This is a genomic window from Bradyrhizobium sp. Kon69 (assembly GCF_055807515.1).
Genome location: NZ_JBVVOS010000020.1, coordinates 105,379 through 129,396, shown reverse-complemented (window position 1 = coordinate 129,396; position 24,018 = coordinate 105,379). Strand labels below are relative to the sequence as shown.

The 24,018-nt window shown below is 63.7% G+C and carries 29 protein-coding genes; 17 read left to right on the top strand and 12 right to left on the bottom strand.

Features of this window, described 5'->3' with window-relative positions; translation table 11 throughout:
- The first annotated feature begins 183 nt into the window (after window positions 1-183).
- The 3 genes from AC0L3U_RS25595 to AC0L3U_RS25585 all read left to right on the top strand — a co-directional run bounded on the left by AC0L3U_RS25595 (window position 184) and on the right by AC0L3U_RS25585 (window position 2,608).
- Complete coding sequence (locus AC0L3U_RS25595) at window positions 184-1,509, top strand: LLM class flavin-dependent oxidoreductase (RefSeq protein ID WP_473363674.1); 1,326 nt, start codon at window positions 184-186, stop codon at window positions 1,507-1,509.
- 124 nt (window positions 1,510-1,633) lie between these two features.
- Window positions 1,634-1,801: a 50S ribosomal protein L33 gene (gene rpmG, locus AC0L3U_RS25590; protein ID WP_045008041.1), complete on the top strand. Its 168-nt coding sequence runs from the start codon at window positions 1,634-1,636 to the stop codon at window positions 1,799-1,801.
- Between the two features lie 252 nt (window positions 1,802-2,053).
- Window positions 2,054-2,608: a hypothetical protein gene (locus tag AC0L3U_RS25585; RefSeq protein WP_473363673.1), complete on the top strand. Its 555-nt coding sequence runs from the start codon at window positions 2,054-2,056 to the stop codon at window positions 2,606-2,608.
- 197 nt (window positions 2,609-2,805) lie between these two features.
- On the opposite strand, the gene AC0L3U_RS25580 is transcribed toward AC0L3U_RS25585, so the two are convergent.
- Complete coding sequence (locus tag AC0L3U_RS25580; RefSeq protein WP_473363672.1) at window positions 2,806-3,114, bottom strand: GIY-YIG nuclease family protein; 309 nt, start codon at window positions 3,112-3,114, stop codon at window positions 2,806-2,808.
- Between the two features lie 213 nt (window positions 3,115-3,327).
- On the opposite strand from AC0L3U_RS25580, the gene AC0L3U_RS25575 reads away from it, so the two are divergent.
- Entirely contained in the window at window positions 3,328-4,587 is a 1,260-nt protein-coding gene (locus AC0L3U_RS25575; protein WP_473363671.1) for an acyltransferase family protein, read from the top strand.
- Window positions 4,588-4,615: 28 nt separating this feature from the next.
- Here the strand turns inward: AC0L3U_RS25575 and AC0L3U_RS25570 are convergent, their stop codons facing one another.
- Window positions 4,616-4,888 carry a hypothetical protein gene (locus tag AC0L3U_RS25570; protein ID WP_456769586.1) on the bottom strand — a complete coding sequence of 91 codons (273 nt, stop codon included), beginning with the start codon at window positions 4,886-4,888 and terminating at the stop codon, window positions 4,616-4,618.
- A gap of 233 nt (window positions 4,889-5,121) precedes the next feature.
- Between AC0L3U_RS25570 and AC0L3U_RS25565 the strand changes: the two genes are divergently transcribed.
- Both AC0L3U_RS25565 and AC0L3U_RS25560 read left to right on the top strand, forming a co-directional pair.
- Window positions 5,122-6,015, top strand: a complete 894-nt coding sequence (locus AC0L3U_RS25565) for an aminoglycoside phosphotransferase family protein (RefSeq protein ID WP_473363670.1) — start codon at window positions 5,122-5,124, stop codon at window positions 6,013-6,015.
- A gap of 370 nt (window positions 6,016-6,385) precedes the next feature.
- On the top strand, window positions 6,386-7,303 hold the full coding sequence (locus AC0L3U_RS25560) for an NADP-dependent oxidoreductase (RefSeq protein WP_473363669.1): 918 nt from the start codon (window positions 6,386-6,388) through the stop codon (window positions 7,301-7,303).
- Window positions 7,304-7,500: 197 nt separating this feature from the next.
- Here the strand turns inward: AC0L3U_RS25560 and AC0L3U_RS25555 are convergent, their stop codons facing one another.
- Both AC0L3U_RS25555 and AC0L3U_RS25550 read right to left on the bottom strand, forming a co-directional pair.
- Window positions 7,501-9,351: a caspase family protein gene (locus AC0L3U_RS25555; protein WP_473363668.1), complete on the bottom strand. Its 1,851-nt coding sequence runs from the start codon at window positions 9,349-9,351 to the stop codon at window positions 7,501-7,503.
- A gap of 212 nt (window positions 9,352-9,563) precedes the next feature.
- Window positions 9,564-10,802, bottom strand: coding sequence for an MFS transporter (locus AC0L3U_RS25550; RefSeq protein ID WP_473363667.1), 1,239 nt, complete (start codon window positions 10,800-10,802; stop codon window positions 9,564-9,566).
- 129 nt (window positions 10,803-10,931) lie between these two features.
- On the opposite strand from AC0L3U_RS25550, the gene AC0L3U_RS25545 reads away from it, so the two are divergent.
- The 3 genes from AC0L3U_RS25545 to AC0L3U_RS25535 all read left to right on the top strand — a co-directional run bounded on the left by AC0L3U_RS25545 (window position 10,932) and on the right by AC0L3U_RS25535 (window position 12,995).
- Window positions 10,932-11,540 carry a TetR/AcrR family transcriptional regulator gene (locus tag AC0L3U_RS25545; RefSeq protein WP_473295241.1) on the top strand — a complete coding sequence of 203 codons (609 nt, stop codon included), beginning with the start codon at window positions 10,932-10,934 and terminating at the stop codon, window positions 11,538-11,540.
- Window positions 11,541-11,766: 226 nt separating this feature from the next.
- Entirely contained in the window at window positions 11,767-12,159 is a 393-nt protein-coding gene (locus tag AC0L3U_RS25540) for a response regulator (RefSeq protein WP_245286272.1), read from the top strand.
- 236 nt (window positions 12,160-12,395) lie between these two features.
- Complete coding sequence (locus AC0L3U_RS25535; RefSeq protein ID WP_473295240.1) at window positions 12,396-12,995, top strand: hypothetical protein; 600 nt, start codon at window positions 12,396-12,398, stop codon at window positions 12,993-12,995.
- 30 nt (window positions 12,996-13,025) lie between these two features.
- Here AC0L3U_RS25535 and AC0L3U_RS25530 read toward each other — a convergent pair whose 3' ends face one another.
- Window positions 13,026-13,223, bottom strand: a complete 198-nt coding sequence (locus AC0L3U_RS25530) for a hypothetical protein (protein ID WP_473295239.1) — start codon at window positions 13,221-13,223, stop codon at window positions 13,026-13,028.
- Between the two features lie 52 nt (window positions 13,224-13,275).
- Between AC0L3U_RS25530 and AC0L3U_RS25525 the strand changes: the two genes are divergently transcribed.
- Window positions 13,276-13,509, top strand: coding sequence for a hypothetical protein (locus AC0L3U_RS25525; protein WP_245313367.1), 234 nt, complete (start codon window positions 13,276-13,278; stop codon window positions 13,507-13,509).
- A gap of 245 nt (window positions 13,510-13,754) precedes the next feature.
- On the opposite strand, the gene AC0L3U_RS25520 is transcribed toward AC0L3U_RS25525, so the two are convergent.
- Both AC0L3U_RS25520 and AC0L3U_RS25515 read right to left on the bottom strand, forming a co-directional pair.
- On the bottom strand, window positions 13,755-15,128 hold the full coding sequence (locus tag AC0L3U_RS25520) for a PleD family two-component system response regulator (RefSeq protein ID WP_018455158.1): 1,374 nt from the start codon (window positions 15,126-15,128) through the stop codon (window positions 13,755-13,757).
- 14 nt (window positions 15,129-15,142) lie between these two features.
- Window positions 15,143-15,508 (bottom strand): response regulator, encoded by a 366-nt coding sequence (locus AC0L3U_RS25515; RefSeq protein WP_007611272.1) that lies wholly within the window; start codon window positions 15,506-15,508, stop codon window positions 15,143-15,145.
- 240 nt (window positions 15,509-15,748) lie between these two features.
- Between AC0L3U_RS25515 and AC0L3U_RS25510 the strand changes: the two genes are divergently transcribed.
- Genes AC0L3U_RS25510 through AC0L3U_RS25500 form a run of 3 tightly spaced genes read left to right on the top strand, consistent with a single transcriptional unit; the run spans window position 15,749 to window position 17,753 of the window.
- Window positions 15,749-16,060, top strand: coding sequence for a DUF3572 domain-containing protein (locus AC0L3U_RS25510; RefSeq protein WP_456769577.1), 312 nt, complete (start codon window positions 15,749-15,751; stop codon window positions 16,058-16,060).
- The gene (locus AC0L3U_RS25505; protein WP_473363666.1) at window positions 16,057-17,346 is read left to right on the top strand and encodes a DNA polymerase IV; all 1,290 of its coding nucleotides are present in this window, start codon (window positions 16,057-16,059) and stop codon (window positions 17,344-17,346) included. The genes AC0L3U_RS25510 and AC0L3U_RS25505 overlap by 4 nt, the downstream gene beginning before the upstream one ends.
- The gene (locus AC0L3U_RS25500; protein ID WP_473363665.1) at window positions 17,346-17,753 is read left to right on the top strand and encodes an ACT domain-containing protein; all 408 of its coding nucleotides are present in this window, start codon (window positions 17,346-17,348) and stop codon (window positions 17,751-17,753) included. Before AC0L3U_RS25505 ends, AC0L3U_RS25500 begins: the two co-directional genes overlap by 1 nt.
- Window positions 17,754-17,766: 13 nt before the next feature.
- Here AC0L3U_RS25500 and AC0L3U_RS25495 read toward each other — a convergent pair whose 3' ends face one another.
- Both AC0L3U_RS25495 and AC0L3U_RS25490 read right to left on the bottom strand, forming a co-directional pair.
- Window positions 17,767-18,168, bottom strand: coding sequence for a RidA family protein (locus AC0L3U_RS25495; RefSeq protein ID WP_007603265.1), 402 nt, complete (start codon window positions 18,166-18,168; stop codon window positions 17,767-17,769).
- Between the two features lie 65 nt (window positions 18,169-18,233).
- Complete coding sequence (locus tag AC0L3U_RS25490; RefSeq protein ID WP_473363664.1) at window positions 18,234-19,079, bottom strand: cell envelope integrity EipB family protein; 846 nt, start codon at window positions 19,077-19,079, stop codon at window positions 18,234-18,236.
- 235 nt (window positions 19,080-19,314) lie between these two features.
- Here AC0L3U_RS25490 and AC0L3U_RS25485 point away from each other — a divergent pair, with 235 nt between their 5' ends.
- The 4 genes from AC0L3U_RS25485 to AC0L3U_RS25470 are packed head-to-tail and all read left to right on the top strand — an operon-like array spanning window position 19,315 to window position 22,310.
- Window positions 19,315-19,782, top strand: coding sequence for a RidA family protein (locus tag AC0L3U_RS25485; protein ID WP_007603263.1), 468 nt, complete (start codon window positions 19,315-19,317; stop codon window positions 19,780-19,782).
- A 5-nt stretch (window positions 19,783-19,787) separates the two neighbouring features.
- Window positions 19,788-20,534: a glycerophosphodiester phosphodiesterase gene (locus tag AC0L3U_RS25480; RefSeq protein WP_473363663.1), complete on the top strand. Its 747-nt coding sequence runs from the start codon at window positions 19,788-19,790 to the stop codon at window positions 20,532-20,534.
- A gap of 54 nt (window positions 20,535-20,588) precedes the next feature.
- A complete protein-coding gene (locus AC0L3U_RS25475; RefSeq protein WP_473363662.1) occupies window positions 20,589-21,830 on the top strand; it encodes a GNAT family N-acetyltransferase in 1,242 nt (413 codons plus the stop codon).
- A gap of 51 nt (window positions 21,831-21,881) precedes the next feature.
- Window positions 21,882-22,310 (top strand): HIT family protein, encoded by a 429-nt coding sequence (locus AC0L3U_RS25470; protein WP_473363661.1) that lies wholly within the window; start codon window positions 21,882-21,884, stop codon window positions 22,308-22,310.
- A 92-nt stretch (window positions 22,311-22,402) separates the two neighbouring features.
- Here AC0L3U_RS25470 and tsaA read toward each other — a convergent pair whose 3' ends face one another.
- From tsaA to AC0L3U_RS25455, 3 genes are read right to left on the bottom strand one after another with little or no spacing between them, the layout of a single operon-like run.
- Entirely contained in the window at window positions 22,403-22,894 is a 492-nt protein-coding gene (tsaA, locus tag AC0L3U_RS25465) for a tRNA (N6-threonylcarbamoyladenosine(37)-N6)-methyltransferase TrmO (protein WP_473363660.1), read from the bottom strand.
- Between the two features lie 31 nt (window positions 22,895-22,925).
- Window positions 22,926-23,276: an AzlD domain-containing protein gene (locus AC0L3U_RS25460; protein WP_473363659.1), complete on the bottom strand. Its 351-nt coding sequence runs from the start codon at window positions 23,274-23,276 to the stop codon at window positions 22,926-22,928.
- Window positions 23,273-24,013 (bottom strand): AzlC family ABC transporter permease, encoded by a 741-nt coding sequence (locus AC0L3U_RS25455; protein ID WP_473363658.1) that lies wholly within the window; start codon window positions 24,011-24,013, stop codon window positions 23,273-23,275. Before AC0L3U_RS25455 ends, AC0L3U_RS25460 begins: the two co-directional genes overlap by 4 nt.
- Between the last annotated feature and the right edge of the window lie 5 nt (window positions 24,014-24,018).

Here is a 24,018-nt window from a genome sequence, read left to right as displayed (position 1 = left end):
TGGTCGGAGTGAGCCGTGGATCGGTTCGATGGGCCTCCTCCGTCATTCCGGGCGCGGCCCGGGATGACGCGAATGTGCTGAGAGCGTCGCGAAAAACAAAATAATCTTCCCGCCTCCCCCAATGGCGGAGTTCCGCGGCATGCCTATGTCTTCCGGAACGACACCAAGAACGGACACCGGGCGATGGCACAACGGCAACTCAAGCTTGGCGCGTTCATGCGCCCGATCAGCATCCACACCGGCGCCTGGCGCTATCCAGGGGCCTGGCCGGACGCCAATTTCAACTTCGGCCACATCAAGACGCTGATCCAGAAGCTCGAGGCCGGCAAGTTCGACGCCTTCTTCATGGCCGATCACCTCGCCGTGCTGAACATGCCGGTCAATGCGCTCAAGCGCAGCCACACGGTCACGTCGTTCGAGCCATTCACGCTGTTGTCGGCGCTCTCGGCTGTTACCGAGCGGATCGGCCTGATTGCGACGGGCTCGACCACGTTCGACGAGCCCTATCACGTCGCGCGGCGCTTCGCCTCGCTGGACCATCTCAGCGGCGGCCGTGCGGGCTGGAACATCGTCACCACCTCGAACCCGGATGCGGCGCTGAATTTCGGTCTCGACGACCACATGGAGCACGCCGAGCGCTACAAGCGCGCCCGCGAGTTCTACGACGTCGTCACGGGCCTCTGGGATTCCTTTGCCGACGACGCCTTCGTGCGCGATGTCGACAGCGGCGTGTTCGTCGATCCCGCGAAGATGCATGTGCTCGACCATCAGGGCAAATATCTGAAGGTGCGCGGTCCACTCAACATTGCCCGCCCGCTCCAGGGTTGGCCGGTGATCGTGCAGGCCGGCGCCTCCGACGACGGCAGGCAGCTCGCGGCCGAGACCGCGGAAGCCGTCTTCACCGGCGGCGGCAGCCTTGCCGACAGCCAGAAACTCTATGCCGACATCAAGGGCCGCATGGAGAAGGTCGGTCGCGACCCCGAACACCTCAAGATCCTGCCCGGCGCCTTCGTCGTGGTCGGCGACAGCGTCGACGAGGCCAGGGAGAAGCGCGCGCTGCTCGACAGCCGCGTGCACTACGACAGCGCCATCGCCTCGCTCTCGGTCATCCTCGGCACCGATGCCTCCGGCTTCGATCCGGATGGACCGCTTCCCGAAATCCCCGAGACCAATGCCAGCAAGAGCGGCCGCCAGCGCATGGTCGACCTCGCTGCCCGCGACAAGCTCACCGTGCGCCAGCTCGCCCAACGCGTCGGCGGCTATGGCGGGCTCTCCTTCATCGGCACGGCCAAAACCATTGCCGACCAGATGGAGGAGTGGCTGGTCGGGCGCGGCTCCGACGGCTTCAACATCATGTTCCCGTTCCTGCCCGCCGGCCTCGACGATTTCGTCGACAAGGTGGTCCCGGAGCTACAGCGCCGCGGGATTTTCCGGAAAGAGTATGAAGGGCCCACTTTGAGAGAGAATCTGGGCCTGCCGCGGCCGAAAAACCGGTTCTTCGAGGCCTGATCGGGCCGATTTGAGCGGTTTTCGACCCCTAAAATCTTGACATCAGGCCGTTTCTGGCTAGGTTGCCGGCCAACGCGGGCCATTTGGCCGGCTCCAGATTCCCTTCATTCCTGAGGTACTGAACATGGCCAAAGCGGTCACCATCAAGGTCAAGCTCGTGTCCTCGGCCGACACCGGCTTCTACTACGTCGCCAAGAAGAATTCGCGCACCATGACCGACAAGCTGGTCAAGAAGAAGTACGACCCGGTCGCGCGCAAGCACGTCGAATTCCGCGAATCCAAGATCAAGTAAGAAGATCGCGGAACGTAGAAGACTTTTGCGGGGCCCTTTCGGGCCCCGTTTTATTTTGGCCCCTCTCTCGTGTCCCGGACGCGCAGCGCCCCGTGGACGTGACGCTACGCTGCGACCTGGGCACGAGGGCTGAGCTCGGCACAGCGAGTCATCGCCAGATATTCTCTCAACCCCCGGTTGCTCGCTTCCGAATGTATGTTACCGTGCACTTGCCGGGCGGAATGTCCGTGCCGGATTTGGAAGGACATGGTCATGAGATTCTCATCAAGCCTTGTCGTGCCTTCAACCATCGCTGCCTTGTCAACAATCTTGCTGTGCGCGCCGGCAGCGTCGCAGATCCCAACCGGCTCCGCCGCCACGATTCCCCCCGTCACGGTCGACGCGCCGAAACAGGTGGCAAGGCCGCACGTGTCGGAGCGGGGAGCAAACACAATTGCGCCGCGTCGGACTGCGTCAACAGCTCCAACGTCAACCGCGCGCACGCCTTCGTATGCGCCGGGTTCTGTGATGGGGAGAATTGCCAGCCTGGAGAAAGTCGCAAGCAGCTGCAACGGTGGCTGTGCATCAAGCTTCCCAAGCGGCAAGGATCCCTGGGTGGGATGCAGCCTGTCGGGCGGCAACATCGACTACGGTCCTTTCTCGCCAACCTGCCGCGACACCATCACCCACAAATCCTACCTGGATTGCGTCGACACCAGAACGTTCCTGGGCGACAACCGAAACAAGGCCCACTGGTTGTGCAGCAGCCTGGCCGCCGGCAACAGGTTTAAGGTCGCCGATCTCAAGCGGTCAGGACGCACGCGTTAGTCCACGCCATCCGCCGGCTTTCTGGCGCAGTTGAACTTAGCCCTCCTGTCGTAAGCTCGCGGACGTCACGGAGCTTGAAGGGGCCTTTTCTGGCCCGTCTTGTTTGCCGATCCGTCATCCTGAGGTGCGAACCGCGCGATGCGCAGCATCGTGCGGGGAGCCTCGAAGGATGAGCGGCCCCACTAGCCGCATCATCTCTACTTCTTAGATCGAGGCGCTCCCGCGCGCCGTCGGGCAAACTGGCTCACCAATTTCCAATCCGAACGAACAAGAGCCTCTTTCTTGGCCCGGCTCCAGCCCTTGAGCTGCCGCTCGGCGGCGATGCCATCTGTTATGCGGTCGAAATATTCGGACCACACCAGAACGACCGGACGCCGCGAAAAGGTGTATCCCGGATAGGCGCCGGCATTGTGCCCATGGACTCTCTTGGACACGTCCTCGCCGGTGGCGCTTCCAATGTAGAAGGAACTATCCGCGCATTTCAGCATGTAGACATAGATGCCCACAATATCATCCTTCGAGGCTCCCCGCGCGATGCTGCGCACCGCACGGCTCGCGCCTCAGGATGACGGCACTGTACTTGTTGTCAATCCCGCAACCAGCAACCATTGGGTGCTGCGCATCTCGACGACGCAAAGCAAGTGTGACCCACCTCGCAGAGCGCCTTCACCAGCTCCAATATCTCCAGCGGGATCGTTGCATGAACCTGGTCCATTCGCGTGAAGAGCCATTTGCCGTTGCTGGATCCGCTGCGCTTCGCCGCCGCCCTCGGCGTCGCCATGTTCCACCAGATGTTCTGGTCCTGGGCCTGGACCTCGATTGGCGTCCCGGGTTTCGAGCGCACCGTCGCCGCCGATGTTCTCTACCCGTCCGCCGCGCCTTACACGTGGTTCGGCTGGGTCGGCGTCGAAATCTTCTTTGTCATTTCCGGTTTCGTCATCGCGAATTCCGCGAGCACGTCTTCGCCGGGCGGGTTTCTTCTTGGCCGTGCGCTTCGGATTTATCCGGCGGTCTGGGTTTGCGCGACCGCGACCTTCCTCGTTCTGCTCCTCTTCGGGAGCGGACCGGCATCCGAACTCATTCTGCCCTACATCCACGCCATGCTGATGGTCCCCAAGGGAGTCACTGGTCAGTGGCTTGACGAGGTCTATTGGACGCTGGCAGCCGAGACGGCATTTTATGGTCTGGTGTTTTGCGCGATGCTCACCAAGAAGGTCACCCTGCGGCACCTGGCCTGGGGCCTCACCATCTACAGCGCAATATTCAATGCCGTCGCGCTGCTCGTGCTGTCATGCACGACGCCATCCGACTTGCCTTACCTCGTCATTCTGATGTTTCGGGTGCCGTGCGCGGCATTCCTGCTGACGCATGGCTGCTTCTTTGCGCTGGGGATCTGGCTGTTCATCTCCGCGAACAGACAATTGACGGCGCTCGAACAGGTCGCAATTGCCATCACGTGTCTATCAGGCGCGGCGGAAATCTACTTCTTCGCCTCGTTCTTCTTGACGTCCATCCCCGCCATCTCCGATCAATCGGCTCTCGTGCCGATCATGGTCTGGGCTGCTGCAGTGCTCCTCATTGCCATTGCCGCGAAGCGGCACCGGCGCTCTGCGGGCAAAGCTTCTCCTGAAACGCCAGCCTATTTGAGAACGCTCGGACTGATCACCTATCCGCTCTATCTCACGCATAACGTCATCGGCACCGCGATCATTCGTGCCCTGGTCGATGCCGGTTTCGATGCCACCTCGGCCGTCTGGATCGCGCTGGGCCTGCTTGTTCTGGTCTGCTGGCTCATTTGTGCGAAGGTCGAGCCCGCCGTCAGAGGCGCGCTGATGCAGGCCCTCTCGCATTTCGGAAAGCTGCCGAAGAGACAGCCGGCATCGCGCTATCAGGCTTCGGCCCGCGGGCTGCGCCTTCCGCTGCCCGTGTCGGTCAAGGTGAATGTCGCGGTGCCCTTGAGCGCGATGAGATCAGAATGAACCGTCCCCGCGCTTTGGCGTCTGCTCGCTATTGCAGTCCCAGCCCGCTGCAATACCATGCCATGTCTTCGTGCCTCCAGCCGCGCTTGACGCCTGATTCCTTGCATTCGTTGTAGCTCTTGAAGTTTGCGCCGTTTCGGCAGCCTGCCGGATAGGTCCCGAAGCCTCCACCAGACGTGGAACACGCGACCGAGCTGACCTTCGTTTCGGAGATCGAAGCGGAAGCGCCCTTAGGGGCGGCGCTGGCTGCGCTGACCGACAGAATGGTCAAACCCGCAAGAAGAGAAACCGAAGCTCTCATCGTCTTCTCCCCAATAGTGGATAGCTTCAATGCTATCTCAGGATGTACAATATCAAATACTACAACCATTGCCAATGCGTCACCCCCGATCGGCGCGATATCAGCGTCATCCTCTGGACTTGACTCCGGCGAGCACACCCTCGCCTACGCCGTCCGCAACACCGGCGCCGGCGGTTGCGATGGTCGGATCAGCGCGAACGCTGTCGAAGGTCCCTGCAGGTTAAAACGCGATCATGATCTCCGGCTGCCCTCGCGACGTGAAGGGTTCCTTTTTTCTCGCCGCCGGTGTTTCATCTGCACGGCGGAGAACGGGCATGCGGGGATCGCTGGGGGAAAAGATCGGTGAAGGCGCCTTCTCCGAGGCCTACGCCTGGGCGCCCGGTCAGGTCGTGAAGCTGTTCAAGGCCGGCGTCTCTCATCTGCTCGGCCGACACGAGGTACGCATGATCCGCGCCGTGCGGGCCGCCGGCGCCCCGGTGCCGGTGGTATTCGGCGAGGTGACGCTGGATGGGCGCTTCGGCATCGTGCTGGAGCGCCTCGACGGACCGACCCTGTTGCATCTCTCGCGGACCGGCGCGGTGACGTTCGAACAGGCGGGCGCGATCGTCGCGGCGCTGGCCATGACTCTTCACAAGACGTCCGCGCCGCCGGAGCTCCTCTCCATGCGCGCGTATATGGAGAGCGAGTTGCGGCACGACGACGGCAAGGTCCCGAAGCACATCGCCACCGATATCCTCGCCCTGATCGATCGCCTGCCGACCGGCGACGGGATTTGCCATTGCGACCTTAGCCCCGGCAACGTGATCATGACGGCGGAAGGCCCAAAGCTCGTCGACTGGACCTTCGCGATGCGGGGGCCCGCCGCCCTCGATCTTGGGTTCTTGCATGTCATCCTGTCCGAGCTCGCCCCCGAAATAGCCGACAATCCGGAGCGGCCGCGCGCGACCGATGCGGCGGCGCAATCCGAATATGCGCGGCTGGCCGGCATGTCTCTGGCGGAGCTGACGGCGGCAATGGAGCCGTATCTGCCTATCGTCCGCACCTTCGTCGTCCTCGGAAACGTGGTGCCTGCGCTGCGGGAGCAACTGATCCAGCGCATCGAAGCGGGGCTGCGCTCGAAAGACTGAAACCGTCCGCAATTCAGATCCTGTTCGCCCCTCTCAAGGCGCTCTCGATCACCGAGCAAATCTCGGCAGCCAATGGAGCCCGTTTGGCACAATCGAGTTGTATCGGGAGGCGGCCGTCGCGCTTGGTACAGCCAAAATCGGCATTCTTGGTACTGTTCTATAGCCGGGCGCAACGCATCTAATCGCTGACACCAGCGACCGGAGCGATCCCGATCCATCAGGATGAGTGGGAGTCCCGGTCAATGCGGACAGCGCAGATTGCGGACACGGAGACAGGAGTTTCACACAGCCCGGCATTCTGTGGATAGCCGCTGCGTCCACGCTCTCTGCATATTCGATCAAGAGACAAATGACCGAGGAGACAATTCCCATGAAGGCGATCGTTGTAACGGACCAGGCCGCAGGAACGGCCGGGATGAAGCTAATGGACCGGCCCGAGCCGCAGGCGGCGATAAACGACGTCGTCGTTCAGGTTCATGCGTCGGGATTTGTACCGACCGAGCTGGCGTGGCCCTCGACCTGGACCGATCGCCTCGAACGTGACCGAACACCGTCGATCCCTGGGCACGAGCTAGCCGGAGTGGTCTCCGCCCTCGGATATGGCACGACGGGGCTGTCAGTGGGACAGCGGGTGTTCGGCCTCGCGGACTGGTATCGCGACGGCACACTGGCGCAGTATGTGGCGATCGAGGCACGCAACCTTGCACCGCTGCCGGGCGACGTCGACTTTACGGTGGGTGCGAGTCTGCCGATCTCAGGCCTGACGGCGTGGCAAGGGCTGTTCCAACACGGCCGCCTTCAGGCGGGGCAAAGCGTCCTCGCACACGGCGCGGCCGGCGCAGTCGGGTCGATGGTGACGCAACTCGCACGAGAGGCCGGCGCCTACGTCATCGGCTCTGGACGCGCCGCCGACCGTCAGACAGTGCTCGACTTCGGCGCGAAGGAGTTCGTCGACCTCGACAACGACACCTTGGGGGACGTGGGCAAAGTCGATCTGGTGTTCGATGTCATTGGCGGTGACATCCAGAAGCGATCCACAGCACGGATCCGAGCCGGAGGAACATTGGTGACAATCGTGGGGCCGGCCGAGACGCGGCCCTCCGATGGCCTGGCGGTCGACTTCGTCGTCGAGTCCGATCGTGCCCAACTGAGTGAGATCGTCCAGCGGGTGCGGGACGGACGACTGCGGACGAACATCGGCAACGTCTCGACCCTCGACGATGCCGTCTCCGCGCTAAATCCGACCAAGCGACGCAAGGGGAATACGATTATCAACATTCGTCCCTGAGAGACGCACGCTCATCGATGCACGCCGCCAGCCGGCGGTCACGACCAAGCAAGCGCAGCGTCCGCTGTAGACTCCAAAGCGGACGCTCATGAGCATACGTCCAGCGCGCCGACCCATCTCGCCGAAAGGCGCTCCCACTATCGGCCGCGACCGAGACGCTCGACTGTCGGGCTGAATATCCGAAGCGGCTGCCGACCTTAACCACAAACCTCCAGCATTGCCTTAGGCCTACCATCGCCAGAAGGCAGACTCGAGCCGCCGGGAACCAGCTTGCAGCCGGACCGTACGGGCCTGCACCCTGCTCCGTTGCAAAACATCTGGCCGGTCGCCTGCGGCTTGGCCGGGGCGGACTCGACCTGCTTGCGCTGCTCGTCTCGCCTGTTCGAGTCATCTCTTGTAGCAACGGGCTTTTTCTCCGGAATCTTCTCGCATTCGTTGTCGTCGTTGACGCGATAGCCAGAGCGACACGCGATTTTCACGCAGGCATCGCCGTCGGCCTTGAAGCCGCGATCGCACACCAGAGGACAGACCCGACCCGGCTTCGCCTTGATCGCGTCCAGGGCGTCGAAGCTTGCAAGCTTGGCGTCGAACTTGGTGCCGGCGTACTGGTTGAACAATGTCAGCGAGCGCTGCGACGATGCACTCCAAGCTCCATCGGCAGCCGCTGCGAAGCATCCTACCCGGCGCAATTCCGATTGCAGCAACTTCGCCGTCTCCTGCGCAGACATGCCGGGCTGCGATGCGGCCGGGGCGAGAGCGGCGATCTTCTGTTCACCGTCTGCCTGCGTTTTCCTTTCCGCCGCCTGTTTGGCGGCGAGCTCGGCCGCAGCCTTGTCGGATGCAATCTTCTCGGCAAGCGCCTTTTCGGCGGCGAGCTTGTCGGCCAGCGCCTTGGCAACAGCAGCCTCGGCTTCCTTGCGCCGCTGCTCGGCAGCGGTCGCCTTCACTTCCTCGGCCTGTTTGGCCTTCTCTGCGGCGAGTTTGGCATCCTCGGCCGCCTTGGCTGCGGCCGCCGCCTTGTCCTGCTCGGCCTTCCTGCCGCGCTCCGTAGCAAGCCGGGCCTTCTCGTCCTCGGCCTGCCGAGTCTTGTCGGCCGCGGCGGCGCGCGCTTCCTCGGCCGCAACCCTGCTCAACTGTCCGTTGGCAAGGCTGGCATAAAACCCATCGGGATACTGAGCCAGGAAGGCCGTCCAGACCTCTCGCGTGCCGATCTGCATCGCGAGCTCGTAGTCCCGGCGGATCGCGTCCTGCGGGTTCGGCTGCGGTCCAACCGTGACCGGCTTGGCGGGGACCAATGAGACATCGTTGCCACCCAGCGAGCCGTACACGTAAGGCTCCTGCTTGTAGCCGGTGCTCTTGAGAACGTCGTCGCGGACGAATCCGAAGGCCTTGCGCAGATCGAGCCCCGGCGTCGGCAGCCGCTCGACCAGAGCTGCGGCAAACGGACTGTTTTTGGCGTCACCATCCGAGGCCGTCGAGCCCGCCTTTGCGGCAAACGCGATCATGGTGTTGGGGCTCGTCGGCTCGATCTTGGCCAAACCACGACCGACGGCGCGCGAAGCCACGGTGCGTTTCATCGTCCTGGCAAACGGATTGTCGCGGCAGGCGTCGAGTATGACAAGCCTAAGCTGCTTCGCAGACTCGACGGCAAACAGCGCACGATCAAGCGCTACCGTCTCGTCGAGCACATCGCCGTCCGTTTCGAGCGTCGCATCGATCGGGATCAGATAGTTGTTTCCGTCCAGCTCGATACCGTGCCCGGCATAGTAGATGACGGCGACATCCGCATCGCGCGTTCGGTTGGCAAACTCGCGCAACGACCTGCGCATCTCGGCAGCACTTACATCAAGCTTGACGTCGATGCTGTCGAAGCCGGCCTTCTTGAACATGCCGCCGACCAGCGTCGCATCGTTCACGGGATTGGAGAGAAGCGGCGCGCTCTTGTAGGCCGAATTGCCAATGACCAGGGCGACGCGACGTTCGGCGTGCGCGACTCCGCCCAACCCAAGCAAAAGGATCAGACATGTGACGAGTCTGAATGCGCCCATCGTAGCCCCGCGAAAGCACCGGGATAAAGTAGTATCCAGAACGTTCGCGAAGGCAATACAGCTCTGTGACTTGGGTCACTCGGCGTTCGAACAAAGAGGCCGACGAGATTCGCAGTGATGCCCTCGACGCGCCCTGTGCCGCGGCCGACAACCGACCCGTCGTGTTCCGACAGGATCCGAAAAAAGCCAGCGCCTCTGAGGTCGGTACCCCGCTACGCCGTCCGCAACACCGGCGCCGGCGGCTGTGACGGCCGGATCAGCGCGAATGCGACCTGGATGATGCCACCGGCCAATCCCAGCGCGACGCCGATGCGCCAGGCCATCGTATACGAGCCGAGCGCGTCGTAGAGCACGCCGCCTCCGTAGGCGCCGAGAAAGCTGCCGATCTGGTGGCTCATGAAGGCGAGGCCCTGGATCATCGCCTGCCAGCGCAGGCCGAACATCTCGGCGACGGCGCCCGCGACCAGCGGGCCGACGCCCATCCACAGGAAGCCCATGATCGCGCCGAACAGCAAGGTCGAGGCCGGTGTGGCCGGCAGCGTAAAGTACCAGGCGAGCGCGAGTGAGCGGAAGACGTAGATGCCGCCGAGCAGTGCGAGCTTGTTCCAGCGCTGGCCGGCCCAGCCGAAGAACAGCGAGCCGAGCACGTTGAAGCCGCCGATCATGCCCAGCGTCTGCGCGCTCAGCATCGGATCGAGGCCGCAGATTGCGAGGTAGGACGGCAGGTGCGTGGTGAGGAACACGAGCTGCATGCCGCAGACGAGATAGGCGCAGGTCATCACCACGAAGGACGCATTGCCGAAGGCGGTCTTCGCTGCAATCATCGCCGTGGCATCGACGATCTCGTCAGTCGCGGGCTTCGGCAGCGGGACCGCGTCGACGCGCCCGGCATACCAGGCCGCCGGGATCATCAGCACCGACATCACCACGAAGCCGGCAAGCCCGACGCGCCAGCCGAAGCCCTCGTTGAGCATCTGCCCGATCGGCGCCGACAGGAGCGCGCCGAGCGAGCCAGCGCCGGAGACGATGCCGAGCACGGTCGAGCGCACCGTTGCGGGCACCGCGCGCGCCGCCACCGACATTGCGATTGCCGCCGCGGTGCAGGCGAGCGAGGTGCCGATCAGCACGCCGGCGCCGATCATGATGGCGACGAGGCCGTTCGCGGTTGCCATCAGCACCAGGCCCGCGATGTACATGAACGAGCCTGCGATCATGATCGGACGGAAGCCGTAGCGCGTGGTCATCGCGCCTGCGAGCGGCTGGAGAAAGCCCCAGGCGAGGTTTTGCACGGCCAGCGCCAGTGTGAAGTCGGAGATCGACAGATGGATGTCGTGGGTCAGCGGCTGCATGAAGATGCCGAGGCTCTGCCGCAGCCCCATGCTCAGCGTCAGCATGATCGAGGCGCCGATCAGGATGGGCAATGTCGGGCGCAGGACCTGCAACAGGGGCATTTTGTTCTCCCTTATCGGCGCGGCGCGGGCGCCGTCGTCTGCAATATCGGTTGATTTTGGTTACACAGACCTGTGTACTTAGGCTATGGTTAGCGCGCGCTGTCAAGCGAACAGGACATTCACCGCCGCATGGCTCCCCCGCCCGCCCCACAGACGATGAAAGAGCGGATCCTCGAGACCGCCGACAAGCTGTTTTATCTGCAGGGCATTCGCGCCATCGGCGTCGACACCATCGCGGCCGAGATCGGCATCTCCAAGCGCACGCTCTACAACCACTTCCCCTCCAAGGACGCGCTGATCGCGGCCTATCTGGAGCGCCGTTTCGTGCAGCCCCGCCCCTCGGACAAGCCCCCGGCCGAGCAGATCCTCGCCACCTTCGATTCGCTGGAGCGCCGCTTCTCCGCCAAAGACTTTCGCGGCTGCCCGTTCGTGAATGCGGTCGCCGAGCTTGGCCCGGCCGACCGCGCCGTGAAGAAGATCGCCATCGCCTTCAAGGAAAGCCGCCGCATCTGGTTTCGCGACCGCCTGAACGAGCTCGGCATTGCGAACGCGGAGGCGCTCGCAACGCAGCTCGTGCTGCTGGTCGACGGCTCGATCGCCCAGGACCTCGTCCGCGACGACCCCGCAATGGCGCGTGCCGCGAAGGAGGCGGCGACGGTGTTGTTGCGGAATGCGGGGGTGGACGTGGGAGACGAGGCTGCGGTGAAGCGAGGCAAGCGGTCGGCCCGGCATCCCTGACGCAGCTGAAGGGTCAACGCGATTCCGCTCGCCGCAAGAGGGCGGATGGGAGAGCACGCACCGCAGTCTCCACCCCAGTTTGCCATGCTTCACCTTCGACCTCTCCAAGAGAGCGCGCCGATATCGCTGAGGGAGTGCACGCGGCGCAGGTTTCCATGCGGGAACTTTTGTGCACTTTTACACTTATCTGTACTGTCGCGATGGTGCGCGACAGAGGGTGGGGCCGGTGCAAGATAGCCAATTGTTGCTAGTCCTCATTGTAGAGGACGAAGCTCTCATCCAAGAGATGGTGGGCGAGGCCCTCGTAGACGGTGGATTTCAGACCGAGATTGTTTCATCAGGCGAGGACGCGGTTGCCCTGCTGAAAGGCGACCCCACCAAATACCGCGCGTTGCTCACCGATGTTCATTTGGCCGGTAAGCTCACCGGCTGGGACGTTGCAAAGCAAGCCCGAGAGATCAATCCAGAGATGCCGGTGGTCTATATGACCGGCGCTGGAGCCGATCAGTGGCCCTCTCACGGCGTGCCCAATAGCGTTCTGCTGAGCAAGCCCTTCGCGCCCGCCCAGGTCGTTACGGCAGTATCGCAGCTGCTCAACCAAGTCCCACCTTCGCATTGATCTAGTCTTGATCAAAGTCGGCTGCCGAGGGACAGCTGGGGTGACGCATGAGCGATGATCCACCGACGTCCGAGCCAGAAGTGAAAGTGCGCGAGAGGGATGAGAACCATCGAAGAGTATGCCGCGAACGTCCGCGAATTGAAAGCTCCGCTAGAAGCTGAACTCCTGAAGCGAGTGGAGGAAAAGGAACCATCGTCATTTCGGCGTAGTTGACCTTCTTTACACTGGAGAAGGTCATGAATCGAAAAACGCTTCTTCTTACAGCCGCACTGTCCTTCGCTGTTGCCGCGCCCGTCTTCGCACAAGGCGGCGGTGGTGGTGGTGGTGGTGCCGGCGGAGGCGCGGGTGGCGCGGCGGCGAGCGGCGGCGCGTCCGGATCATCCGCGAGCTCAGGTGCAGGCACTGGCACGTCTGGTGCCGCCAATGGAGGTCCCTCGGCCCCATCCGGCATGGGCACAAACGCAACCTCAACCGGCGCTCACACCAACAACTCTCCAACCAATCCGAACGTTCAGCCCCCGACGCCGAACGGCAACACCGCGAGCACACCGGCCGCACCGGGCAGCTCGGGCACGGGCAACACCGCGTCCGGGTCGACGCAGACGGGCACGCCAAACGGGACCGACAGGTCCGGCATCACGGCCACCAACGGTGCCAACAGCGACAACAAGGGGCAGATGAGCCCCGCGGAACAAGCAAGAACCGGGGTCAAGACGCTTCCACAGGATCAAACTCCAGGAGCGGTCAGTGCGCCCGGCGTTGGCGTCGGTCATGCGGCGAATGGTTTGCCGATCGGCACGCCCGGCTCGGGGACCAGCAACGTCGATCAGAAGTGACCCGGACTTTCTCCATCTCCACAGGGCCCGCTACGGCGGGCCTTTTTTGTGACGTCCCGAAGAGGGCTGCGAGAGCGAAAAACGGGTAAACTTGGCATCAGGCGGCCCTGCCGATACACTGGTTTCTTTTTGGGGCGTGCCCATGATTAGATTGTCGTCGTTGCTGCTAATTTCATTCCCGATCATCTGCACCCCGGCCGCGGCTGACGAGATGAAGATCCAATTCACGTTTGGACCTCCGCGGCCCTGCACCACCGTCTTTCCAAATCCCGAAATCAAGATGAAAAGTGTTCCGCCCGGCACGCGCACGATCGTCGTCAAGTTTCGCAGAGAGAAGAACTACGAGATGGGCGGCCAGGAGATCCCATTTCCTTCAGACAACATCGTGAAGCCGGAGAGCTTACGAACCTGGGGCCCCTGCAATTCCGGCCTGTACACTTACGAGATCATCGCAAAGTCCAGCACCGGCGCGGCCCTGGCCAAGGCAGAATGGTCGGAGCCGTATCCTCCCTGACTTGAAGAATGGATGCCCGCTGGTCCGCCGTGGCGTGCCGGATTCCTCGCCTGCGCGATGACAGCGAAGTTCGTGGGATGTTCGGGATGCTAGCAGGATGCTCCTGTTTTGCCCGACGAGTCAAACGGCATTGCTGTCTGCATCAGCCGTTTTGCGGCCGACGTAAGCCATTGATCCGACTAGTGTCGGCTACTGTGCATGGGGTTGTTTTCGCGCTTTTTTATCGCCGGCCTGTGCAATCGGCCTCACGCCGCGTGCGACACCACGCGATTGCGGCCGTCGTGCTTGGCGCGGTAGAGCGCGGTGTCGGCGCGCTTGAGGACGTCGCCAACCGCCTCGCCCTTCTGCTCCAGCGTGGTCAGGCCGATCGAGATCGTGACCTCGATGCGCTTGGTGCCCTTGTGGATCGCAAAAGGCTCGCCCGCGATCGAGCGGCGCAGGCGCTCGGCGACCATGCCGGCGACGTGGAGATCGGTCTCCGGCATCACGATGACGAATTCCTCGCCGCCGTAGCGACAGGCAAGGTCGATGCCGCGGATCGACTTGCGCACCCGCACGGCGAATTCGCGCAGCACGTCGTCGCCGGCGTCGTGGCCGTAATTGTCGTTGATCGACTTGAAGTAGTCGATGTCCAGGATCATCAGCGCCAGCGGCTTGCCGCGGGTGGCGGCCTGCTCGGCCAGCGTGGCGAGATGGCTCTCCATGTAGCGGCGATTGTGCAGTCCGGTGAGCGCATCCGTGATCGCCATCTCGATCGAGTTCTGCACGTTGTCGCGCAGATGGTCGGTATAGCGGCGGCGACGGATCTGGGTGCGGGCACGCGCCAGCAGCTCGATCTTATCGATGGGACGCAGCAGATAGTCGTTGACGCCGATCTCGAGCCCACGCAGCAGCCGCGTCGCGTTCTCGGGGTCGGCGATCGCCAGAATCGGCACATGTCGCGTGCGCTCCAGCGAGCGCGCCTGGCTGCACAGCCGAAGGCCGTCGAAATTGTTGAGGTCGAGCGAGACGATCAGCAGATCGTAATTGCCCTCGGCGGCGTGGAACAGCGCCTCCGTCGGGTTCGGCTCCACGTCGATGGTGTGCTCGGCAGCGAGGATCGTCGCCAGCCGCTCATAGGAGGACTGGCGGTCGTCGACCAGCAGGATGCGGCCGCCCTTGCCGGTGTCGGAGATTGCACTGCGCTCGGGCGCCTGCATGCCGATCTCGAGCGAGGTGATGGCGCGCATGCGCAGCTCGTCGGTCATCATCTTCAGCCGGGTCAGCGAGCGCACGCGCGCGATCAGCACGACGTCGGAGACGGGTTTTGTCAGGAAATCGTCGGCGCCGGCTTCCAGCCCGCGGTTGCGATCGGACGGGCTGTCGAGCGCGGTGACCATCACGACGGGAATGTGATGCGTGGCCGGATCGGTCTTGAGGCGGCGGCAGACCTCGAAACCGTCCATGTCCGGCATCATGACGTCGAGCAGGATGATGTCGCATTCGGCGCGGGCGCAGATCGCCAGCGCCTCGGTGCCGTTCGCGGCGGTCATCACGTCGAAATATTCGGCGGACAGGCGAGCTTCGAGCAGCTTGACGTTGGCAGGGACGTCGTCGACGACGAGGATACGCGCGGACACTGTAAACTCACTTCCTATCCGATGAAACGTCGGACCGTCTCAATGAATTTGCCGACCGAGATCGGCTTGGACAAATAGGCCTCGCAGCCGCCCTCGCGGATGCGCTCTTCGTCGCCCTTCATCGCGAACGCCGTGACGGCGACGACGGGAATATTGCGCAGCTCCGGATCGTCCTTGATCCAGCGCGTCACCTCCAGGCCCGAGACCTGCGGCAATTGGATATCCATCAGCACGAGGTCGGGCCGCATCTTGCGAACGAGGTCGAGCGCCTCGTAGCCGTTGCTGGTGCCGGTGGTCTGGTAGCCGTGCGCCTCCAACAGGTCGCGGAAGAGCTTCATGTTGAGCTCGTTGTCTTCCACGATCAGGACGGTCTTAGCCATCCCGCCCTCCTGATTGGTCCGCAGACCGATGCATGTGACGCCTCAGGCGCCGGTCGCCGGCGCTTCGAAAACTGGATTCAAACTAGCCTCGAATTCGCTTGAGTTTCGTTAAACCCGAGGGCCAACTTTCTGCGATGTGGTTTCCAGTTGCTTGTCGGGGGTCGCAAGACTTAGGAACGAGACTCGGGCATGGTGGCCCAAAGTAGACACCTAAAGTTAACGGAAAGGCAAACCGGCCACGTGAAAAAGCCTGTTCACAACCCGCGCGAAGTCGCTGAAATCGTTGCGCTTCAGGCGCTGTCTTTCGTCGCGGGCGAGCCGGAGCGGCTGGGCCTGTTCCTGGCCGAGACAGGGGTCGGCCCGGAGATGCTGCGCAAGGCGGCCTCGGACCCCAATTTCCTGCTTAGCGTGCTCGATTTCGTGATGCGCGACGACGCCACCGTGAAGGCCTTCGCCAGCACCGCGGAACTGCATCCGACCAACGTTGCCGCAGCGCGGCAGGTTCTCGGCGACGCACTCGGCGACCCCAATTGGGAGCGCGACGTGCCGTGACCTCCCTGGAGACGGCCGGCCCCCGCTGCTTCTGCCGGGATTGTTCGGCCGATCTGGATATGGGCGTGCGGCGCTGTTCCGCCTGCGGTTCCCCCCGCCTCGCCCGCCACCGCGCACTCGCAAGCCTGACCATCGCCCATATCGACTGCGACGCCTTCTACGCGACCGTCGAGAAGCGCGACAATCCCGACATCGCCGACAAGCCGGTCATCATCGGCGGGGGCAAGCGCGGCGTGGTGTCGGCCGCCTGCTATATCGCGCGCACCTACGGCGTGCGCTCGGCCATGCCGATGTACAAGGCGCTTGAAGCCTGCCCGCATGCGGCCGTGATCCCGCCGGACATGGCGAAATATGTCCGGGTCGGGCGCGAGGTGCGCCAGGCCATGCAGGCGCTGACGCCGCTGGTCGAGCCGCTCTCGATCGACGAGGCTTTCCTCGACCTCTCCGGCACCGAGCGGGTGCACGGCATGATCCCGGCCAAGGTGCTGGCGCGGTTCGCACGCAACATCGAGCATGACATCGGCATCAGCGTCTCGGTCGGCCTCTCCTGCAACAAGTTCCTGGCGAAGATCGCCTCCGACCTCGACAAGCCGCGCGGGTTTGCCGCGCTCGACCAGGAGGAAGCGCGCGAGATGCTGGCCGACAAACCGGTCGGTTTCATTTTCGGCGTTGGACCCGCAACGCAGGAGCGTCTGGTGCAGCGCGGCTTCCGCATCATCGCCGACCTGCAGAAGGCCGACGAGATCGAGATGATGCGGCAATTTCCGAGCGACGGCCGCAGGCTGTGGCGGCTCGCACGCGGCATCGACGACCGCCGCGTGGAGCCTGATCGGGGCGCCAAGACGATTTCGAGCGAGACGACGTTTGAGACCGACATCCGCGACTTCGCGACGCTGGAGAAGATCCTGTGGCGGCTGTGCGAGAAGACGTCGTCTCGCCTCAAGAGCAGCGAGCTCGCCGGCCTGACCGTCACGCTGAAGCTGAAGACCGCCGATTTCCGCCAGCGCACGCGCTCGCAGTCGATCATGGCCCCGACGCAGCTTGCCGCAAAGATCTTTTCGATCTGCCGCGAGATGCTGGCGAAAGAGATCGACGGCACCGCCTTTCGCCTGATGGGCGCCGGCGTCAGCGCATTGCGCGAGGGCTCGGTTGCCGACGACACCGACATGCTCGACCGCCGTGCCGCCCACGCCGAGCGCGCGGTGGACAGCTTGCGCAAGAAATTCGGCAGCGCCGCAGTGATCCGCGGCATCGCGTATGAGGGGCCGGAAAAGGCGCAGGAGTGATGACAGGCGAACGCGATCTCGACGCGCTGCTGAGAGGCATGAAGCCGGAGATGCGACCGGGCATTTTCGTGTTCTGCACCATCCCGACAAACCAGCCGATCCCTGCGGCGCTCAGCCCTTTGCTGACGTTCCGCGAGCAGGAAGGAACGACGCTCGTAATCCCACGCGAACAGGCCGAAGCGGCGGGACTACGCTACGCATTCGCATCGTGCCTGATCACCCTGACGGTTCACTCCGCACTCGATGCAGTCGGTTTCCTGGCGGCGATCACGGCACGCCTCGCCGCAGCCGGCATCAGCGTGAACGCCGTTTCGGCGTTCCACCACGATCATATGTTTGTGCCGGCTGACAGGGCGAACGACGCGATGGTTCTTCTGCAGGAGATGTCGCGCAGGAGGGAAGCGTAGCGCGGATGGAGGATCAATCCGCGACCGCCACCGCCTCGATCTCGATCATCCATTCCGGCGCGGCGAGCGCCGAGACGCCGACGAGGGTGCTAGCCGGCGGCTCCATGCCTTCGAAGAAGGCCGAGCGGGCCTTGCCGATGATCGGGCGCAGTTCCGGCTTGTAGTTCACGACGAAGGTCGTGATCTTCACGATGTTGGCGTAGCTCGCACCGGCTGCCTTCAGCGCGTGCCCGAGATTCTGCATCACCTGCGTGGTCTGCGCGGCGAGATCGCCCTCGCCGACGATCCGCCCCTCCTCATCCACCGACACCTGGCCGGAGATGTAGATCGTCCGCGCCCCCGTGGCGGTGACGACATGCGAATAGGCGGGATTGTGATGCAAGCCGCTGGGGCGGAGATGATCGAGCTTGGGCATGGTGAGCCTCCCGGATGTTTGTGGTTGGGAGGAGCGTAGCCAGAGACCGCGTTGCAGGCCAGCCCTCAATTGCAGGGCTTGCTGTCCTTTGCGTCGAACTTGCCCATCGCGCCCGAAATCACAAAATCATTGTAATCGAGCACGAGCTGGCGCGAGACGCCGTTCTCGTAGAGCTCGAACGCCATCGCATAGACCGGCGTCTGCTCGCCTTCCTTCTGCTGGGCCTCGCGGTCGAAATAGCTGACGGTGACGGGCCAGCGCTTGAGCGACTTCATGTGCTCATCGGATGTTGAGGGATCGGGCGAACCTTCGCGCTCGGCCGGGATCGGCTGGCCGATCACGGTCAGCGTGTTGTAGACCTTCTGGCCATCGTCGGAGCCGTCATAGACCGAGAGCTCGAGCAGCGACTTGCCGTCCTTCGCGGCGGCAATGATGCGCTGGATCTGTTCGGTCGGGAATACGATCTTGCCGTCGAGCGTAAAGCTCTTCGGCACCGGCAGCTTCAGCTTGACGTTGATGTGGTCGCCGTCGCGCTCCGCCGAACCGTCGACCCGGCCGGCGTCAGCCTCGTTCATCCGCGTCTCGATCTTGAAGCGGTAGCTTTTGCCGCCGGCGTCCTCCCAGGAATTGGAGCGGAGGTCGCTGAGCGTGACCTTGCCCTCGCCGCTGTCGAGCTCGGAGACCTGGCGGAATTCGGAGGTGTAGCCCTCGCACGAACTTCCCGTGAAATTGTAGAGGATGCGGCCGCGCGCGCTGTTGATCGAATTGGAGCGCGATTTCACCAGGCTCAAATCATAGAGCGCCTGATGCGCGAGGAACGGACCGTTCGCGGCCAGCGCCCCGCCTCCGGGGGCGAGAGCGGCCGCCGCGAGCGCCGTCACACCGAGCGAAGTCCGGAAAAGGTGCAGCATGTCTGGTCCCTTGGGGAAAGCGCAGATTCGACATTTTAATGAACGTTCCATTGCGTCGCAACTGAGGCCGTTTCACGTAAAGTTGCGGCCCCCGCGTTGAACCTCCTGCCCTGCCTCAACAAAATGCCACCCCGAGGGTTGCTTGCATGTGGCGGCACGATGGGCGAAACAGGGCCCGCCCCGGGCTGCATCGGATGCGCCGGGGCTGATGGATTTTTGGACAACGAGGTCGGATATGGCGGGAACGGTCGAGCAGAAGCTGGCGGAACAGGGCATCAAGCTGCACGAGGCCCCCACCCCCGTGGCCAATTACGTTCCGTTCGTGCGCACCGGTAATCTGCTGTTCGTCTCGGGGCAGGTTTGCTTCGATCCCGCCGGCAAGCTGATCGCCAAGGGCAAGCTCGGCGCCGGCGTGACCATCGAAGAGGGCGCGGCGGCTGCCCGCGGCTGCGCCGTCAATCTGCTGGCCCAGGTCAAGGCGGCGCTCGGCGACCTCGACAAGGTCGTGCGCGTGGTGCGCCTCGGCGGCTTCATCAACTCGGCGCCGGACTTCCTGGACGGGCCCAAGGTCCTCAACGGCGCCTCCGACCTGATGGTCGCCGCCTTCGGTGATAAGGGCCGTCATGCTCGCACCACCGTCGGCGTCGCCTCCCTGCCCGCGGATGCGGCGGTCGAGGTCGAAGGCGTGTTCGAGGTCGCCTGAGGCGAATGCGCGCTCCTGATTGGCTGACAGCCCGCCCGGTCGCCCATCGCGGCCTGCACGACATTTCCCGCGGCATCGTCGAGAACATGCCGGGCGCGGTGCAGGCTGCGATTGCGGGCAATTTCTCGATCGAGGTCGACATCCAGCTCTCCGCCGACGGCGAGGCCATGGTGCATCACGACCATGCGCTCGGCCGCCTGACTGAGGCCACCGGCCCGCTGGTCGAGAAAACCGCCACTGAACTGAAGGCGCTCACGTTCAAGGACACGCCCGAGCGGATGATGTCACTCAGCGACCTCTGCAGCCTGGTCGCCGGCCGCGTGCCGCTGGTGATCGAGGTGAAGAGTCATTTTGACGGCGACCGCAAGCTGGTGAGGCGGATGGCCGAGGTGCTGGCGTCCTATGACGGCCCCGCCGTCGGCATGTCCTTCGACCCGGACCAGGTGCTGGCGCTGCGCGAGCTGTTGCCCTCCCGTCCCCGCGGCATCGTCGCGCAGCGGAGCTATGAGGACGAATACTGGGCTTACCTGACCCAGGAGCAGCGCGACAGCATGCTGTACCTGCGCCACGGCTTCCAGACCCAGCCGCATTTCGTTGCCTTCAGGGTCGACGACCTGCCCGCCGCCGCCCCCTGGATCGCCCGCAATGCGTTCGGCTGCGCCCTGCTTGGCTGGACCGTGCGCACGACCGAGCAGCGCACGCGGGTTGCGCAACATGCGGATCAGATGATCTTCGAAGGCTTCGTACCGTAGGCTTGATGTTTCCCACTCTTGAAGTCGCTGCTGCAATGCACGATCTTGGGCACGATGGCACCATCCGAAATCACCCTTGAGGCCGTACCTTCCATTGGCGAAGTATCGCCGGACGACTGGGACGCCTGCGCCAATCCCGGCAAGTCTTGCAACGGGCATGACAAGGGAACCTCATCCGGGCATCCAGGCGATTCTCTCGGCCTCTCAAAGCCTGCCTATAACCCTTTCGTTTCCCACGCGTTTTTATCGGCCGTTGAGAAATCGGGTTCGGCCACGATCCGCACCGGCTGGGGGCCGCGGCATCTCGTGGCCAAGGTCGACGGCCGCGTCGCCGGCGTCGTGCCCTGCTATCTGAAATCGCACTCGCAAGGCGAATATGTCTTCGACCGCGGCTGGGCCGATGCCTATGAGCGCGCCGGGGGGCGCTACTATCCGAAGCTGCAGGTTTCGGTTCCCTTCACGCCGGCCACGGGACCGCGACTGCTGGTCCGCGACGGCGTCGACCGCGCGCGTATCACGGAGGCACTGGCGAGCGGGCTGGTGGCGCTGTGCGGCGTCAGCAAGGCTTCCTCGGTCCACGTCACCTTCGCCCGCGAGGCGGAGTGGAAGCTGCTGGCCGAGCACGGCTTCCTCCAGCGCACCGACCAGCAGTTCCACTGGCACAACGAGGGGTTTGCGAGTTTCGACGATTTCCTGGCGACGCTGAACTCCCGTCACCGCAAATCGATCAAGCGCGAGCGGCGCGATGCGCTGGCAGCCGGGATCACCATCCACTGCCTCACGGGCAAGGACATCACCGAAGATGCCTGGGACGCCTTCTTTCAATTCTACATGGAGACCGGCTCGCGCAAATGGGGCCGGCCTTATCTGACGCGGGAATTCTTTTCGCTGATCGGCGAGACCATGAGCGATGACGTGCTGCTGGTGATGGCCCGTCGCAACGATCGCTGGATCGCGGGCGCCATCAACTTCATCGGCTCGGACACGCTGTTCGGCCGCAACTGGGGTGCGGTCGAGCATCATCCATTCCTACATTTCGAGGTCTGCTATTATCAGGCGATCGACTTCGCCATCAAACGCGGCCTGGGGAATGTCGAGGCCGGCGCGCAGGGCGAGCACAAGATCGCACGCGGCTACCTGCCGCGAACCACCCACTCCGCTCACTTCATCGCCGATCCGGGCTTGCGCCGCGCCATCGATGATTACCTCAAGCGCGAGCGCGCCTATGTCGCGGAAGCCGGACGGGAGCTGGCCGAGCTCGGACCGTTCCGCAAAGGCGCCGACGAGGCGCCTTGACGGTTCGTTGCGGCTGGTGACAGTAAGCGAAAATTCCAGGGAGCCGCCGCCATGACCGCCTACGACCCCAACAATATTTTCGCGAAGATCCTGCGCGGTGAGTTCTCCTGCCACAAGGTTTACGAGGATGAGCACGTGCTCGCCTTCCTCGATATCATGCCGCGGGTACCTGGCCACACGCTAGTGATTCCAAAAGCCCCTGCCCGCAACATCCTCGACATCAAGCCGGACGACTACGCCCATGTCGCCCTCGGCGCGCACAAGATCGCTGCCGCAGCGATGACGGCGTTCAAGGCCGACGGCATCACTGTGCAGCAGTTCAACGAGGCCGCCGGCGGACAGGTGGTGTTTCATCTCCACATGCACGTGATGCCGCGCCACGACGGCGTGGCGATGCTTCCGCCCGCCAGCCGCAAGGAAGACGTCAAGGTGCTGGAAGAGAACGCGACCAAGCTGATCGCGGCGTTGAAGGCGGGCTGAGTCTCAGCTGCCGTAGCCCGGATGGAGCGAAGCGCAATCCGGGATCGTTCCCGCATTCCGCTGCGCTCCATGCGGGCTACGATGGCAGCCTCTCACTCCGTCTGGAAATCCCCCGGCTGCGGGGCAGCCAGCGGCGTGAACTCGCAACGATCCGGCTTGATGTCGATCAGCGGCGTGTTGTCGAGACAATCGAGCCCGCGCACCAGAATCGCGTTGCCCTCGATACCGACCAGCTTCACGATCGACGTGCCGATCGGATTGGGGCGCACCGGCGAGCGCAGCGAAAACGTGCCGCGGGTCTTCTCGTTGTTCTTCGGGCTTTGCAGGACAATGTCGCGGCGCGACTTGTCGAGCCAGTAGAGCACCTCGAGATTGCTGTAGAAATCGACGCCCTTGATCGCCGGCACGAACGGCTCGAAGATCTCGAGGCGGCATATCGGGCCGTCATGCCGGCCCTGGCGTGGGGTCTCCATCCGCGAGCTCCAGGGCGTGCGGATGCGCCCGATGAAGACGAGGCCGGCATCCTGCGTCGGCGGCAGCTCGATGGAGACTTCACCCTCGCGGAGCTCGTTTTCGCGAACCATATTTCCAATTCCCTGCTGTTCGCCGGTGGTTTTAGCCCAACCACCACTTGCCGGCCAGCATGAAGACTTCGCCCGCGACCACGCCCGCGAAGATCGAGCGGCGGGTCAATAGGAAGACGACGAGGCCGGCGCCGACCGCACCGTAGCGCAAGGCATCCGGCACGCTCGCAAGCGCCCCGGGCGGCTCGACCACGATCTGGGCGATCACGCCGGCCAGGATCGCGGTGGCGACCGCCCGTACCCAGACCAGAAGCTCGGAGCCCTCGTCGATGCCGCCGCCGAACCACAGGCCCAGCATGCGCCATATCTGGTTGGGAGCAACGCCGGCGACGAACAGCACCGCCAGCGCGTGCCAGTCGCCAATGAGCTGCGCAAAGCTCATGCGCGCACCTCCCGCCACCAATGCACGCCATAGGCAATCGTGCCAGCCACGAGGCCGCTGACGAGGATGTCGAGGCCGGAATTCATCTTCGCGGCCAATGGATAGAGCAGACCCCCCAGCGCGAGCGCGACGACGTCGGCGACCTCCCGGCTGTTGCGCGCGGTCGAGAACAGGAAGGACAGCGGCGTCAGCAGCAGGATCGCGGCGCCAAGCGTCTGGGTCAGATTCGCGGCAAGGAAATAGCCGACCGTGTTGGCGGTGAGACACACCGACACGAGACCGAAGCCAAGTCCGTTGACAAAGGCGATCCGGCGCTCACGCGGCACCTGCGGCAGGAAGCGGTGGCATTCGACCCACAGCGTCACCGCGGTGAGATGCGCCGCGAAAAACAGCTCGCGCCGTTTCGTCGTCGGCGTGCGCATCAAGGGCAGCACCGAGACCACCATCGGAAACAGGCGAATGGCGCTGACCGTGACTGCGATCGCCGATTGGATGACCGTCGCGCCGGAGCCGAGCGTGGTGATCAGGATGATCTGCGCCGGCCCCGCCCAGACGAACAGGGTCGAGCAGAGCGCCCAGAGCAGGCTGAAATGGGTGTCGTGGGCGAGCGCGCCAATGCCGAGATAGGTCGCGAACAGGACGAGGGTGAGGATCGTCTGCGTGATCGAGCGCAGTCCCCACACAAAGGCGCGCCAGGGACTTTGCCATTGAGGTGAATCGAGCGGAGGAAGCGCCACGGGAG

Bases quoted from the DNA above. Each gene is read 5' to 3' on its own strand.
- AC0L3U_RS25595 (WP_473363674.1), top strand. From the start codon at position 184: ATGGCACAACGGCAACTCAAGCTTGGCGCGTTCATGCGCCCGATCAGC.
- rpmG (WP_045008041.1), top strand. From the start codon at position 1,634: ATGGCCAAAGCGGTCACCATCAAGGTCAAGCTCGTGTCCTCGGCCGAC.
- AC0L3U_RS25585 (WP_473363673.1), top strand. From the start codon at position 2,054: ATGAGATTCTCATCAAGCCTTGTCGTGCCTTCAACCATCGCTGCCTTG.
- AC0L3U_RS25570 (WP_456769586.1), bottom strand. From the start codon at position 4,888: ATGAGAGCTTCGGTTTCTCTTCTTGCGGGTTTGACCATTCTGTCGGTC.
- AC0L3U_RS25565 (WP_473363670.1), top strand. From the start codon at position 5,122: ATGATCTCCGGCTGCCCTCGCGACGTGAAGGGTTCCTTTTTTCTCGCC.
- AC0L3U_RS25560 (WP_473363669.1), top strand. From the start codon at position 6,386: ATGAAGGCGATCGTTGTAACGGACCAGGCCGCAGGAACGGCCGGGATG.
- AC0L3U_RS25555 (WP_473363668.1), bottom strand. From the start codon at position 9,351: ATGGGCGCATTCAGACTCGTCACATGTCTGATCCTTTTGCTTGGGTTG.
- AC0L3U_RS25550 (WP_473363667.1), bottom strand. From the start codon at position 10,802: ATGCCCCTGTTGCAGGTCCTGCGCCCGACATTGCCCATCCTGATCGGC.
- AC0L3U_RS25545 (WP_473295241.1), top strand. From the start codon at position 10,932: ATGGCTCCCCCGCCCGCCCCACAGACGATGAAAGAGCGGATCCTCGAG.
- AC0L3U_RS25535 (WP_473295240.1), top strand. From the start codon at position 12,396: ATGAATCGAAAAACGCTTCTTCTTACAGCCGCACTGTCCTTCGCTGTT.
- AC0L3U_RS25525 (WP_245313367.1), top strand. From the start codon at position 13,276: ATGAAAAGTGTTCCGCCCGGCACGCGCACGATCGTCGTCAAGTTTCGC.
- AC0L3U_RS25515 (WP_007611272.1), bottom strand. From the start codon at position 15,508: ATGGCTAAGACCGTCCTGATCGTGGAAGACAACGAGCTCAACATGAAG.
- AC0L3U_RS25500 (WP_473363665.1), top strand. From the start codon at position 17,346: ATGACAGGCGAACGCGATCTCGACGCGCTGCTGAGAGGCATGAAGCCG.
- AC0L3U_RS25495 (WP_007603265.1), bottom strand. From the start codon at position 18,168: ATGCCCAAGCTCGATCATCTCCGCCCCAGCGGCTTGCATCACAATCCC.
- AC0L3U_RS25490 (WP_473363664.1), bottom strand. From the start codon at position 19,079: ATGCTGCACCTTTTCCGGACTTCGCTCGGTGTGACGGCGCTCGCGGCG.
- AC0L3U_RS25485 (WP_007603263.1), top strand. From the start codon at position 19,315: ATGGCGGGAACGGTCGAGCAGAAGCTGGCGGAACAGGGCATCAAGCTG.
- AC0L3U_RS25480 (WP_473363663.1), top strand. From the start codon at position 19,788: ATGCGCGCTCCTGATTGGCTGACAGCCCGCCCGGTCGCCCATCGCGGC.
- AC0L3U_RS25475 (WP_473363662.1), top strand. From the start codon at position 20,589: ATGGCACCATCCGAAATCACCCTTGAGGCCGTACCTTCCATTGGCGAA.
- AC0L3U_RS25470 (WP_473363661.1), top strand. From the start codon at position 21,882: ATGACCGCCTACGACCCCAACAATATTTTCGCGAAGATCCTGCGCGGT.
- tsaA (WP_473363660.1), bottom strand. From the start codon at position 22,894: ATGGTTCGCGAAAACGAGCTCCGCGAGGGTGAAGTCTCCATCGAGCTG.
- AC0L3U_RS25460 (WP_473363659.1), bottom strand. From the start codon at position 23,276: ATGAGCTTTGCGCAGCTCATTGGCGACTGGCACGCGCTGGCGGTGCTG.